We start from the raw sequence: 12,925 nt of genomic DNA, 5'->3' as shown, positions 1-12,925 counted from the left end.
GCCTTAAACAAACAATGGTTCGCCATTGTATCATTTAAGCGCGGTTTTAACTGCCTCCACGATCATAAATCTCTCGTTACTGGCGATAATTTTGCTCTTGCCAAAGATGCGCTTGAGCTTGAGATGGTAGCCCAGGTGCGAGTTGCCAATCACCCGCAGTACCCCCCCGGTTTTCAGTGCCCGGCGCGCGTCCACAAACATCTGCCAAGCGATAAAGTCTCCGATGGTGGTCTCTTGATGAAACGGCGGGTTGCACAAAACCAAGTCCAGCGTCTCTCGTGGCTGGTCTTCAAAACCATTGGTCCAGACCAGCTCTGGGCTGTCGGAGAAGTACTTCGCGTAGTTGGCCTGCGCACTCAGAAGCGCCAGCTGCGACTCATCACTAAAGACAATTTGTGCCTCGGGGGAGCGCCTCTTAGCCGCGATTCCTAAAATGCCATTGCCACAGCCCAGGTCTAAAATGCGTGAAAAGCTTCCCTCCGGCAGATGCGCCAGCAAGAACTTCGTCCCCGCGTCCAGCTTTTCACGGCTAAAGAGATTAGAGTGGTTGGTAAATGGGTGCGCAAAGCCCTCGATCGCGACTTCCAGCGGGTACGGCGACTCCACCGGCTCGCGCTGGAACTCGGCAAAAACCAGCCGCGCCTTCTTCTCCGCCAAGCTCGTCGAGGTCTCGCCGATGTACTTTTGCAGTAGCGGAAAAACGGCAGGCGAGAGATGCTTAAGCATTGCGCCACAGACCAGCTTGGAGCCCGCCTGTAGATGCTGCGAAAGTCGGCATAGAATATCTTCCAAAAACGAGAGGTTTTTCGGAAGCTTGATCAGCACCAGATCATAGATTCCTGAGAGCTGATCGAGGTTATTGATACTCCCTCGCTCGCCTTTGCTGTTGAGCACGAGGGCACGATGGCTCACATACGAGTCCGTGTAGGTCGTTCGCTCGCCCTGGGTTAGGGCACACGAAAGCGCACCAAACGCGTCGTTAATCACTAAGATACGCTTCTCAGAAAGATCAAAAGCAGCCAAGTAGCTCAGAATAAGCTCATCGGCGCTGTCCCATGCCTGGAGATTGGATTTCGGGTTGTCTGGGTAGCGCTTGAGGGTAGTTAACATGATACCGAGTGTATCACTCATTCAAAGTTCACTATGCAGAAATACAAGCGATGTGACGACAATCCCAGTGGGCATGAATCGTAGAACCTATAGTAGCACCCCCCTAGACGACGCGGCTTTTTTACAGAAGGCTGTCTCGCAGGCACACTGCCTCCTCTGGCAGGCGACGGTGCTGGAGCTACCCAAGGACCCCAGTACTGTCCCCACTCCCCCCCTTTTTAATCCCGAAACCGACACCTGCCTCCACTGGGACCTGCGCCTTATCGCACCGCATGCGGCGCTTTCTTGGCTCCCTTTTGCCATCACAGAAGGCCAGTCTCTGGAAAGCGCTTTCCTTGATGCCTGCTCTGCTGAGGGGCGCTACCAGAGAGATATCAACACGATCCAAGCCCTTCAGACGGGCATGCCATGCTTCCAGCAAGAGTACCAAATCCAGCTCCACGATGGCACTACCTGCTGGCTTAACGAGGATATTAGTGTGGAGGAGCTCGTTCCCGGCTGCTGGAACCTGGTGGGGGTTTGTACCGATATCACGGAGCGTAAAGCCATTGAAGGGCAGCTCGCCTATCAGGCCAGGCACGACCCTCTCACGGGCCTCGCCAATCGCCGTCAGCTCGTAGAGTATCTTGAGCAGCTCCAACAAGAGCAACCTAAAAATGCCTGTCTTTTTTTTATAGATCTCGACAACTTTAAGCTGATCAACGACAACTTTGGGCATCTCTTGGGCGACCAAGTCCTCACGGCGACCGCAACGCGCCTTCGCACAGTCATGGGGACACAAGGGCTTGTTGCCCGCCTTGGCGGGGATGAGTTCACGATCCTAATCTCCCACCTTCACAGTCCCGATGCCATTCATCGCCTCGCCGAGCAACTGACCCGAGCACTGAACGCACCACTCTCCCTGCAAGGCCGCTCGATCCTCCTTGCGGCGAGTATTGGAGTCGCGCTGGAAAAGCACAGCCCGCCCATAGACCTGCTCCGCAACGCCAATACCGCCATGCACCACGCAAAGGGAATCGGAAAAGCGGGGTATCTATTCTTTGACCCGATTATGGATCAGGATGCCCGTGAGCGCTTTGAGCTGGAAGCCGCCCTCCGCCGTGCGCTACGAGCTGAGGAGATTCAGCCCTACTACCAGCCTATTCTTTCCCTGGAAACGGGTGCGGTGGTCGCGGTCGAGGCCCTGGCACGCTGGCAGACCAAAGAGGGCAACTATCTTCCTCCAGATCGCTTTATTCCTATCGCGGAAGAGACGGGGCTTATCATTCCTCTTGGCGTAGCCCTTCTGCGAGCCGCTTGTACCGATGCCGTGTACTGGCGCGATTCCCTGGCCTATCGGAGCCTCCATGTCAATGTCAATGTCTCTGAGCGACAGTTTCGCGAAGCCGACTTTGTCCCAATGGTGCAAGCGACACTCCAAGAGACGGGACTGCCGCCCAGCGCTCTCACTCTGGAGCTCACCGAGAGCATCTTGCTGAGCGATATTGAAAGTGGCATCGCCCGCCTGCATGAGCTAGAGGCGCTTGGTGTACGCCTCACCTTAGATGACTTTGGCACGGGCTACTGCTCGCTGGCTTATCTCAGCCGCCTGCCGGTAAAAGCCCTCAAGATTGACCGGAGCTTTGTTAGCGCCCTCAGCCACGCCGACCCCAAGCTCATCACCCAGAACGAGGCCATCATCCGCACGATTCTCGCCCTTGCCGATACCCTTGGGCTTGCCGTCACCGCAGAGGGCATTGAGGCCGTGAGCCAGCAAGAGCGCCTGCACACGCTCGGAGCAGACTACGGCCAGGGCTATCTTTTCGCCCGCCCCATGCCTGCCCACCAGCTCACCCAATACCTCACCTCAGATGCAGCGCCACAACAAAAAGCTGCGTAGCCCCTGATTTCCGGTTGTACAATAGGCTATGTCTCTGATCCTGCGCCTGATTCTGATCTTTGTGGGGCTCTTGGTCGTTTTTTGGCTCCTGGCATTTGTGGTGGGCTATCTCTGGTACGCCCTCATTGCTACTGGGACCGTGGCGGTAGTTGCCTTAGTCGCCTGGATATTGACGCACAACAACGATCCTAAACAGCGCCCCCCGATAGCCACAAAAAAGCAAGATAAAGCAGCGCAAAAAGAGCTTCAGAAGCTAGAGCAGCGGCAGAAAAACGGGCCGCAGTAGTCGTTTGCAGCGCCTGCAAACCAGAGGTATACTCATAGCCTGTTCCCACTCGTAGCTCAGCGGATTAGAGTGTTGGCCTCCGAAGCCAAAGGTCGCGCGTTCGAATCGCGCCGGGTGGACTGTTTCTCTTTTGTTTCGTGGAGGGTTTGCGATGACTCGCCGACACTTTGTTCAAGATAACCCCCTTGAAAACCCTAAAGACACGGTCTGGCTGGAGAGCCTTCTCAAAGCCCCTGGCGTGCGCTACGACGGTAACCTGGTTTTCTCACCCCGCAAGGCAGTTGTCAACGGCGAGCGCTTTGAGCACGCCATGACGGTGGATGTCAAAGACGATCCTCTCGGCTCGGGGCAGGCATGCGGGATGAGTATCCCGGTTAAGGGTAAGTTCCTGCGCTTTGAGGCCACCGTGGGCCGCGACGATGAAGAGACGCGCGCGGGCACCGGTTTTTGCTACTTTGAGGTCTATGGCGACAGCAAGCTCCTCTTCCGCTCCGAGGCGCACCGCTCTAAGCTCTATCCGGTGATTGTGGACGATGGCCGGGGAAAGACCTTTCGCCCCCAGAAGCTCGAGGTGGATGTCAAAGGCGTGCGTTTGCTACGGCTCGTGGTGCGCTACGCCAATGATTTCAAGCAAAAAGCGACGTTCTCGACGGGAGCGTTTGGCGATCATGTCAAGCTAGCCGCCGGCTGCGTCTGGTGCGATGCAAAGCTCACCACGGGCGAGGGAGCGTCTCTTGATACCACCAAACTACGCGAGCGTGATGAGCGGATCAAAACCGCGGCAAAGCTCGCCGCCAAGACACTGAAACGCCAGCTAGAGACACTGGATCGGCCCGGCAGAAACTTCGCCATCGGTCTGCTCCCCATCCGCGACGAGTCCCGCGTCTCCCCCGACGATGCCCTGATCCGCCCGCAGCTCGCCAAGGTCTTCTTTAGTGAGGACGAGGGCCGCTCGCTCGGAACCCCGCTCCCCCCCGACAAGGCCACCGACCTTCGGGAGAAGCTGACAAACTTCTCGCCTAAGTCCCTGCGCGACATCGCCCGCGCCGCACAAGAGGGCCGCTACGCAGGAGCCCCCTATCTGATCGGCGGGCACATCGAAGACGAAAAGCTCCTTCTCGTCCTCATAGACACCCGCCCCGACGACGGCTTAGTGGTCGCCAACGCCACCGGCTGGCTCAGTCCTCCGTAGTCTTACACCAACAGGGCAGCGACTTCTTCCCGGCTTGCGGTGACGACGCCAACGTGGCGGACGACGGCACCGCCGGAGGCGTTGCCGAGGCGCACGGCTTGCTCGATGGTGCCGCCTGCGGCAAGCCCCATCGTGATTCCGGCAATCGTGGAGTCGCCCGCACCAGTGCCATCGAAGACCTCGACGGGCACGGCGGCGACATCCACGAAGCGCTCCGGCTCGAATACCGTCAGGCCACGTGCGCCACGGGTGATCAGGAGATTACGGACTTCCAGCGCGACTCTGAGACGCGCCCCGGCGTCGTGAAAGATGCCGTTATCTAGCGACTCAAAGAGGGTGGTGCGGCTGGCTTCATCGGCCTCTTTTCGGTTGAGTGAGATCAAGTCGGCGTCTTTGTAGAACCCGACACTCGCGGGCTTGGGATTGGCCGTCACCACAATTCCTTGCGCCCGTGCTAGCGCCGTCAGCCGCGCCACGAGGGTCTCGGTGAGCACGCCCTTGAGATAGTCCGAAAATAAAATCGCCTCGCAGCCGCGCTGCAAGATCCCTTCACAGGCAGCGATAAGCGCGTCTTCAGTCTCTTGGGTCAGCGGCGCACGCTTCTCCCGGTCCACACGGACGATCTGCTGCGCCCCCTGGTAGGAGCCCGCCGTCACGCGGGTCTTGCGCGTGGTCGGGCGGTCAGAAGCGGTCACGACCGCCGCCACATCCGCTCCCAGTGCCTTCAGCGCCTGACGCAGTTTCTCGCCCGCTGCATCGTCACCGACCACGCCCGCCACAAAGACCTCAGCCTCGAAAGCGACAAGCTGCGCCGCCGTATTGGCCGCGCCGCCCGGCACAAAGGTCTCACGCTCCACCTCCACGATCGGCACAGGCGCTTCCGGAGAGATGCGGTTCACATGGCCCCAGATATGCTCATCGGCCATAAGATCCCCGATTACCAGCACACGCTTTCCGGGGAAGTTCGCTAATATTTTAAGGAGTTCATCACGCATAGCGGATTAAACTGCACCGTGGATGAGGCGACAGGTGTTGATCATCTCTTTGGCCCGATCCACGTCCATCCACTCGCCGATCTGGACGGATTTTTTCTCCAGGGTTTTGTAGACATCGAAGAAGTGCTCGATCTCTCTTAAGTAGTGCTCAGGGACATCTTCGAGCTTGCGGACACCATGAAAGCGTGGATCGTGGGCGACGCGGGCGAGGATCTTTTCATCGGCCCCTTTTTCATCGCGCATCATCAAGACCCCCAGCGGGCGGCAGTTCACGACGCAGCCACAAAAAGTCGGGTGCGAGCCGATCACGAGAACATCCAGCGCATCGCCATCGGCGCTCATGGTTCCGGCGATCCAGCCGTAGTCAAAGGGATAGAACAAGGGCGAGTAGAGGGGACGGTCGAGCTTGAAGACGCCCAAATCTTTGTCGTACTCGTACTTATTGGACGAGCCACGCGGGATCTCGATCACCGCATGGACTTCTTCAGGCGCATTATCGCCAATGGGCAAACTTCGGTAAGGCATAGGTTTAGGTATTATTGTACCCAGTTCCGCAAAAAAACAGGCTCGAGGTGCCTATTTCAAACGGTCTTGGAGGAGCTTGCGGGCTTTGATGAGCTTCGGGCTAATGACCGCCTGGCAGTACCCCGCCCCCGGATTGGTCTGGTAGTAGTTCTGGTGGTACGCCTCTGCCGGATAAAATGGCCCTATTGGACCGACTTCCGTGGTGATCGGCGCACTAAACGCAGGGGCAAGCTCGTCCAGAACGCGGTTTGCGATCTCGGCCTGCTCGGGGCTGTGGGTGTAGATCGCACTGCGGTACTGGGTTCCCACATCTGCTCCCTGACGGTTCGGCGTGGTCGGGTCATGGGTCGCCAGATGAATCGCCACAAGGTCCGCGTACGAGATCTCGGTGGGGTCAAAGGTAAGCTGGATCACCTCGGCATGGCCCGTCTGTCCGCTACAGACATCTTTGTACGTCGGCGAGACGACATGCCCCCCCGTGTAGCCACTTACCACCGAGTGCACCCCGCGTAGCTGCTGGAAGACCGCCTCGGTGCACCAGAAACAGCCCCCCCCAAACGTCGCAAGCTCTGTCATACTGCCCTCTCTTGCTTTTTCAGCGCGATCGCGTTCATGCAGTAGCGCAGGCGGCTGGGCGCGGGGCCATCCGGGAAGACATGCCCCAAGTGCGCCTGGCAGGTGTTGCAGACCGCCTCGATCCGCTGCATCCCGTGGGAAACGTCCAGATTGTAGGCAATCGCGTTGGTCTCGACCGGCTGTGTAAACGACGGCCAGCCGGTTCCTGAGTCGAACTTCTCAGCGGAGTCAAAGAGAACCGTATTGCAGCAGACACAAGCGTAGATTCCCGCCTCGAACCGGCTACAGAGCTCTGAGCTAAAGGCTCGCTCAGTGCCATGCTGTCGGGTGACATAGAACTGCTCAGCAGTGAGCTGGGCACGCCACTCACTCTCGGTCTTTTCCACAACGCGATTTGGTTTTGGGTTGCCCGTGGTCGCAAACGCAATAAGATTGCTCCACGTTAAGGGGGTACTCATTCGACAGCTCCAATCAGCTCATGGATATCGGTGAAGCCGTTCTTCTCCAGATAGTCCGCAATCCCATCGGCGATCTCGATAGCGGCCAGCGGATTGACAAAATTGACCGTTCCTGCGGCCACGGCGGTTGCGCCTGCGAGGATAAACTCGATAGCGTCGGTGGCGTTCATGATCCCCCCCATCCCTATAATAGGCACATTTACCGTCTGCGCCACGCGGTAGACAGCCAGCAGTGCAATCGGCTTAATCGCGGGGCCGGAGAGCCCACCGGTCTTGTTGGCGAGCTTAAACGTGCGCTTGCGAGCATCAATGGCGGTTCCAATCACGGTATTGATCAGCGAGATCGCATCCGCTCCCGCATCTTCGGCGGCTTTTGCGATGGGCCGAATGTCGGTCACATTGGGCGAGAGCTTGGCGATAATCGGCAGATCCGTGACAGCCTTCACCGCGGCGATCACGTCAGCGGTCAGGTGCGGCTGCGTGGCGTAGTCGAGGCCATGGGAGACATTCGGGCACGAGATATTCAGCTCAATCGCATCCGCTCCCCCGCTCTCGGCGAGGCGTCGGGCAACGTAGGCAAAGTCCTCGGGGTTCTCGCCAGGGACATTGACAATAATCGGGACATCGAACTGCCGCAGATACGGGAGCTTTTCGAGGAGATAGTTCTCGATGCCACCGTTTTGCAGGCCAATCGCATTGAGCACTCCCGAGGCCGTCTCGCACATACGTGCAGGTGGGTTGCCCAGGCGTCGCTCACGGGTCGTGGCTTTGACGCAGACCGCGCCTAGCTTGCTCAGATCTACTAAGTCTTTGGTCTCGGAGCCAAAACCAAACGTGCCAGAGCCCGTGGTGACGGGCGTGCGCATGGTCAGCGAGCCGATCTTCACCTCAAGATTTACTGCCATGTGACCTCCGTCGCGGGGTAGACCGGGCCATCGGTGCAGGTGCGCGAGAACGTCCCGTCGGCTTTCTTGAGCACGCACCCGACACAGATTCCAATTCCACAGGGCATGGGTGTCTCCATCGAGACCTGACAAGGCTTGTGATTTGCGGTGCAGAGCTCTGCCACGGCGCGCATCATCGGAGTCGGGCCACAGGTATAGACCGCGATGTTCTCGCTCAGAAGAGGCGCTAAGCCGTCGGTGACTTTTCCCTTCACCCCTAAGCTACCATCGTCGGTGCAGGCGACAATCTCGACGCCCACCTCGCGTAGCCCCTCGTCGCCAACTAGAAAGTTGGCGCTACGAGCGCCGTAGATCAGCGTGACTTTTGCCCTTGGATTGGCGGCCTTGATCGTCTTTGCCAAGAAGTTCAGCGGTGGAACCCCATAGCCGCCACCCACCATGACATGATGGACATCGGCGTGTGGATCGGCATCGAAGACGCGGCCTCCGAGCGGTCCCAGAAAGTCCAGCTTATCGCCGGGCTTGTAGAGTGCCATGGTGCTTGTGGTGGGGCCGTAGACCGAGAAGAGAACCGTACAGAGCCCGGCCTCTCTATCCACGGTAAAGATCGAGAAAGGCTTGCGCAGGATCGAGCTTCCGGCATTCGCGGGTGTGGTGGCGGCCACCGCGATAAAGTGGCCGGGCCGAGCATCATGGGCTGTCTCGGGGTCGTCGAAGGTGAGGACAAAGTGTCCTGGTGCGGCGAGCGCCTGCACGGAGATTATAGTAGCAGCACGTTTTCTAATCACGTCGAGCCATTGTACCCGATGGAGCTCTCCTTCTGGTTCTCAGTAAATCCTCAGATCACAGGGGTCCACGGGTGCGTCGGCAGCCGTTTTGTCTGTCGCAATCGAGAGCATCTTCCGGGTCTGGGCAACAGCTTTATTAGGCGCAATCCCTCGGCAGAGCACCAAGTCAAGATACAGAAAGTCTATTGCGGCGCTTCCTGCCCAGTCGGCGACATTCATGTAGCCCGAGATGGGAAAGCCAAGCCCAGACGTTTTTCGGATACTGGCAGGGCCGCTGCCTGCCATCAGGCGGCAGCTCCCCAAGTGGAGTAGCTGGAGATTCTTTGCAGGCTTTAGACACTCCCCTATGACACCTGGAGCGACTGTCTTGCCGCCGACGGAGATTCCCTCGGGAGTTCCGTGAGAGGAGAGATAGACCACTGTCGGAGCCGCCAAGTAGGCAGCCTCCGTGAGAAAACGGCGCAGGTCGGCTTCGTCGTGGAAGAAGCGCTGGCGCACCTCGACACTCGGGACGCGGGCAAAGAAGCTCCTTAGCATCGCCCCAAACGAGTACTCTGGCTCACTCAGCGAGTTCTCCCAGTGCGCCTCCAGCACCACCAGAAACGTCTTGCCTGCCGTACTTGCCGCACGAGTGCCGTTCCAGGCGCTCTTGTTGCCATTGGCCTGCTTCCACTCCCCCGTGAATCTATCAGTGCGTGTATTAAATGTGAACGTCCCCGTGCCATCCGCGCCGGTATTCTCCGTCCAGCTAAACGTCAGCACGCTCCCGGCCAGCTTGCCCATCAGCTTCCCGGTGGGATAGGTTCCCGTCACCGAGGCCCCCACTTGCTCCAGCCGCAGCGGCCCCGAGTTCGTCTCCCAGACTCCTGTGATACTAAGCTGAGCGGTGGGCAGAAGCAGACCTCCTGCTCCCAAAAGAAGATTACGTCGTGTCATGGCTCTTTATACCCCGAGCATATCTGAAGCACCGCTGATCAGAACGGCAGTGCTGGAGAGTCTGCGGCTACAAAGGCCGGGTACCCTCTTGGGTGCGGCAATACTCAATATTATGACACTTCTTACACTCACTGTCATCAGTACTCATGTTTTAAACTTAAAGTAAACAAAATAATAAAAATACCTCCTCAAATGCACAATCCACCGGAGGGAATCTACACTCTCCACAGAGTACAACTAGCCCCACACTTTGCCACGACAACGCGCCGCAGGGTGCTTCTGGAGCGCCTGCTTCATCTCTATACCCTCGCCGAGGCCACCGGGTTTCAGGAGCGCTTTGTGGTCTTTGGGAGCTTCGTCACCACCAAGCCCGAGCCGGGCGATCTGGATATTATTCTGGTGATGCGCATGGGGTTTCAGAGTAGCCAAGCTCTGCAAGAATCACAGCTCCTCTTCGACCACGAGCGGGCCGACACAGAGTTTGGTGCCAGTGTCTTCTGGGTTCGCATTGAGGTGCTACCATGATTCAAAACGACCAGGAATTGAAAGTGACCCAGGAGCGCATCGTGCGCTTCGAGAGCCTTCTGGCCCAGCTTCGGGTCAGTGCTAGCCGCGAGGAGTTCCCGCAGGTTTCGGGCAGCTACCGGCGGGAGATCGAGAAGATGCACGCCGAGGTCATGGCCTACCTAAGCCGCCACAGCAGCGAGACGTTACAAGTACAAGCGGCTCGGTAAGCCAGCCCTGCCCTACCCCTCGCCCTTCGGGAGACACCGCGTTCACGCGATAGAGAAAAATAACACAAATGCCTCCCCAAAGAGAGCAAACGCGGGTAAACTATCACCTATGGCAATGCTTGAAGAGCTTCCTGCTTCCGTTGAAGCGGCGCTCAAGGCCCAGCGGAATGGCCACGGAACCGATCCCCTCACCCTTGCGGTCAAGGCGGACATCAACACTAGCGGCGTGATTGGTGAGCGGTGGGTGACGATGGACGCAGACGCGATCCGGGTTTACTCTCCCAACGGTGCCTCTGCGGCACACCTTGACCTTACGATTCCCGTTAAAGAGATCACCGGCGCGAAGACCGAGTCGCTGGTCGGCGGTGGGGCACTCACGGTCTCGAAGGGCTCGGATGTGATCGAGCTGGCACGCTACACCACGCCACTCGGCGGACGCATGGCCGGGGTGGCCCGCGTGATGGAGGCTGTGGCCAAGGGCCGCGATCTGCCGGAGGCGGAGCTTGAGGAGGTCGAAAAACTCTGTCCCAAGTGTAGCCGCGCTCTGCCCAAAGACTCCGATGTCTGCCGCCACTGTTTCGACAAGCGCGCCACGTTTACCCGGCTTTTAGGCTACGCAAGAGGCTACAAGTGGCAGGCGATTGTCGTGACGGTTCTCATGATCGGTGGCACCGCGCTGCAATTGCTCCCCGGTATCATCGTCAAGAACCTCACCGACGATGTCCTGGTGCCCAAAAACGAGATCGCGACTAGCGTTCGGATTGACCGGCTCGTCTACTGGGTGGTGATGATGATCGGCGCGACCGTACTGGGGCTGGCGCTAGGCATCTGGCGCTCGCGCCTCACGGCCTATCTCTCGCTGACCATGACCCGCCAGATCCGCACCGAGACCTACACCACACTTCAGAAACTCGGGCTTTCGTACTACGATAAGCGGCAGTCGGGCGCACTTCTGAACCGCGTCACGTCCGATGTTAATGAGCTCAATAACTTTCTGGTCGATGGCCTCCAGATGCTCGTGGTCAATGGCCTGATGCTCATTGGGACGCTTGTCATCGTCTTCACCCAGAGCTGGAAGCTCGCGCTTCTGGTGATGATCCCCATCCCCTTGGTGATCATCGGCACCAGCAAGATCTGGAAGTTTCTCTGGGGACGACTGGAGAAGCTCTGGAATCTGCGCTCCTCGATGACGGCCAGTATCGCCGTCGCGCTGAACGGCACCCGCGTCGTCAAAGCCTTCGCTCAAGAAGACCGGGAGATGGCCCGCTTCAATAGTAAAGTCGGGGCGCTCTACAACGCGAACTTGGACCTTGAGAACTGGTGGGCGACGCTGCTTCCCATCCTGGGCTTTCTCATGACCAGCGGCGGGTTTATTGTCTGGTATGTCGGGGGCAAGCAGGTCATCGCCGGTGAGATCACCTTCGGCATGCTCAACATGTTCTTCTTCTACCTGGGGCAGCTCTACGGCCCGCTCCAGGGCATGACGCGCATCGCCGACTGGCTGGGCCGCGTCTTGACCAGCGCCGAGCGTGTCTTTGAGGTCATGGACACCCAGCCCGATGTCGCCGATGGTGTGGACTCGGTCGCGATGCCCAATATGCGCGGCGAGCTGCTCTTTGAGAACGTCAGCTTCGGCTACGACAAAGCGCGGCGGGTTTTGGAGAACGTGGACCTGCACGTCATGCCCGGCGAGATGATCGGCCTCGTCGGCCACTCCGGCGCGGGCAAGTCCACCATCATCAACCTCATCTCGCGCTTCTACGACCCGAGCGAGGGCCGCATCTTAATCGACGGCGTCGAGATGAAGAAAGTCAAGCTCCAGGATCTGCGTAGCCAGATGGGCATTGTCCTTCAGGAGCCCTTTCTCTTTCCCGGCACGATTGCCGAGAATATCGCCTACGGAAAGGCCGATGCCACCCGCGAGCAGATCATGCGCGCCGCAAAAGCCGCCAACGCCCACGACTTCATCCTGCGCTTCCCCGACGGCTACGACTCCTTAGTGGGCGAGCGCGGCGCACGGCTCTCCGGCGGCGAGCGGCAACGCATCAGCATTGCTCGCGCGATCCTGCACGACCCCAAAGTGCTGATCCTAGACGAAGCGACGGCCTCGGTAGACACAGAAACTGAAAAGCAAATTCAAGAAGCCATCCAGCGCCTCATCGCAGGCCGCACGACATTTGCCATCGCCCACCGCCTCAGCACGCTGAGAAACGCGGATAGACTGGTCGTGATTGAAAAAGGCCGCGTCGCCGAGATGGGCACGCACGCCGAGCTGATGGAGAAAGACAACGGCATCTTTAGAAAGCTCGTCGAGATGCAGCTTGAAGTCAACAAGCTTAAGTCTGAGAACCTAGTTCTAGAGGATTAAAGAATGCAAACAAGCGAAAATACCGACTTCGATCTTATCTTTCTTGACCCAACAACCGTGACACTCTTTCGCACGGGGGGCAGTGCGGTTCGGGCAACGATCGCCGATCCCAAGATCGGCTACGAGCGAACCGTGCTGGTCTGCCAGATCGCGCGGGCGTTTCCGCTCTCGCT

The 12,925-nt window shown here is 58.5% G+C and carries 14 protein-coding genes and 1 tRNA gene; 7 read left to right on the top strand and 8 right to left on the bottom strand.

Annotation, left to right across the window (positions count from 1 at the left end; translation table 11 throughout):
* Positions 1-30 precede the first annotated feature (30 nt).
* Positions 31-1,110, bottom strand: coding sequence for a methyltransferase (locus AC1XOS_RS03170; RefSeq protein WP_481960765.1), 1,080 nt, complete (start codon positions 1,108-1,110; stop codon positions 31-33).
* Positions 1,111-1,183: 73 nt separating this feature from the next.
* Between AC1XOS_RS03170 and AC1XOS_RS03165 the strand changes: the two genes are divergently transcribed.
* From AC1XOS_RS03165 to AC1XOS_RS03150, 4 genes are all read left to right on the top strand, one after another.
* Positions 1,184-2,989: a putative bifunctional diguanylate cyclase/phosphodiesterase gene (locus AC1XOS_RS03165; RefSeq protein ID WP_481960764.1), complete on the top strand. Its 1,806-nt coding sequence runs from the start codon at positions 1,184-1,186 to the stop codon at positions 2,987-2,989.
* A 28-nt stretch (positions 2,990-3,017) separates the two neighbouring features.
* Complete coding sequence (locus tag AC1XOS_RS03160) at positions 3,018-3,275, top strand: hypothetical protein (RefSeq protein ID WP_481960763.1); 258 nt, start codon at positions 3,018-3,020, stop codon at positions 3,273-3,275.
* 45 nt (positions 3,276-3,320) lie between these two features.
* Positions 3,321-3,394, top strand: a tRNA-Arg gene (locus tag AC1XOS_RS03155).
* A 32-nt stretch (positions 3,395-3,426) separates the two neighbouring features.
* A complete protein-coding gene (locus tag AC1XOS_RS03150) occupies positions 3,427-4,467 on the top strand; it encodes an NPCBM/NEW2 domain-containing protein (protein WP_481960762.1) in 1,041 nt (346 codons plus the stop codon).
* Positions 4,468-4,469: 2 nt separating this feature from the next.
* Here AC1XOS_RS03150 and AC1XOS_RS03145 read toward each other — a convergent pair whose 3' ends face one another.
* The 7 genes from AC1XOS_RS03145 to AC1XOS_RS03115 are packed head-to-tail and all read right to left on the bottom strand — an operon-like array spanning position 4,470 to position 9,650.
* A complete protein-coding gene (locus AC1XOS_RS03145; protein WP_481960761.1) occupies positions 4,470-5,462 on the bottom strand; it encodes a bifunctional heptose 7-phosphate kinase/heptose 1-phosphate adenyltransferase in 993 nt (330 codons plus the stop codon).
* A 6-nt stretch (positions 5,463-5,468) separates the two neighbouring features.
* Positions 5,469-5,987 carry an inorganic diphosphatase gene (locus tag AC1XOS_RS03140; RefSeq protein ID WP_481960760.1) on the bottom strand — a complete coding sequence of 173 codons (519 nt, stop codon included), beginning with the start codon at positions 5,985-5,987 and terminating at the stop codon, positions 5,469-5,471.
* A 51-nt stretch (positions 5,988-6,038) separates the two neighbouring features.
* Positions 6,039-6,563 (bottom strand): peptide-methionine (S)-S-oxide reductase MsrA, encoded by a 525-nt coding sequence (gene msrA, locus AC1XOS_RS03135; RefSeq protein ID WP_481960759.1) that lies wholly within the window; start codon positions 6,561-6,563, stop codon positions 6,039-6,041.
* Positions 6,560-7,021: a peptide-methionine (R)-S-oxide reductase MsrB gene (gene msrB, locus AC1XOS_RS03130; RefSeq protein WP_481960758.1), complete on the bottom strand. Its 462-nt coding sequence runs from the start codon at positions 7,019-7,021 to the stop codon at positions 6,560-6,562. The genes msrA and msrB overlap by 4 nt, the downstream gene beginning before the upstream one ends.
* Positions 7,018-7,926: a dihydroorotate dehydrogenase gene (locus tag AC1XOS_RS03125; protein WP_481960757.1), complete on the bottom strand. Its 909-nt coding sequence runs from the start codon at positions 7,924-7,926 to the stop codon at positions 7,018-7,020. Before AC1XOS_RS03125 ends, msrB begins: the two co-directional genes overlap by 4 nt.
* On the bottom strand, positions 7,917-8,714 hold the full coding sequence (locus tag AC1XOS_RS03120) for a dihydroorotate dehydrogenase electron transfer subunit (RefSeq protein ID WP_481960756.1): 798 nt from the start codon (positions 8,712-8,714) through the stop codon (positions 7,917-7,919). Before AC1XOS_RS03120 ends, AC1XOS_RS03125 begins: the two co-directional genes overlap by 10 nt.
* Before the next feature lie 39 nt (positions 8,715-8,753).
* Positions 8,754-9,650, bottom strand: a complete 897-nt coding sequence (locus AC1XOS_RS03115) for a hypothetical protein (protein WP_481960755.1) — start codon at positions 9,648-9,650, stop codon at positions 8,754-8,756.
* A 192-nt stretch (positions 9,651-9,842) separates the two neighbouring features.
* Between AC1XOS_RS03115 and AC1XOS_RS03110 the strand changes: the two genes are divergently transcribed.
* The 3 genes from AC1XOS_RS03110 (at position 9,843) to AC1XOS_RS03100 (ending at position 12,752) form a co-directional block, all read left to right on the top strand.
* Positions 9,843-10,175 (top strand): DUF6932 family protein, encoded by a 333-nt coding sequence (locus AC1XOS_RS03110; protein ID WP_481960754.1) that lies wholly within the window; start codon positions 9,843-9,845, stop codon positions 10,173-10,175.
* Complete coding sequence (locus AC1XOS_RS03105) at positions 10,172-10,384, top strand: hypothetical protein (protein WP_481960753.1); 213 nt, start codon at positions 10,172-10,174, stop codon at positions 10,382-10,384. Before AC1XOS_RS03110 ends, AC1XOS_RS03105 begins: the two co-directional genes overlap by 4 nt.
* Positions 10,385-10,493: 109 nt before the next feature.
* The gene (locus tag AC1XOS_RS03100; protein ID WP_481960752.1) at positions 10,494-12,752 is read left to right on the top strand and encodes an ABC transporter ATP-binding protein; all 2,259 of its coding nucleotides are present in this window, start codon (positions 10,494-10,496) and stop codon (positions 12,750-12,752) included.
* Positions 12,753-12,925 lie beyond the last annotated feature (173 nt).

The organism is Armatimonas sp., from assembly GCF_964826245.1.
Note: the sequence above shows the minus strand (reverse complement) of the source record. Positions and strands in the feature narration are given on the sequence as shown.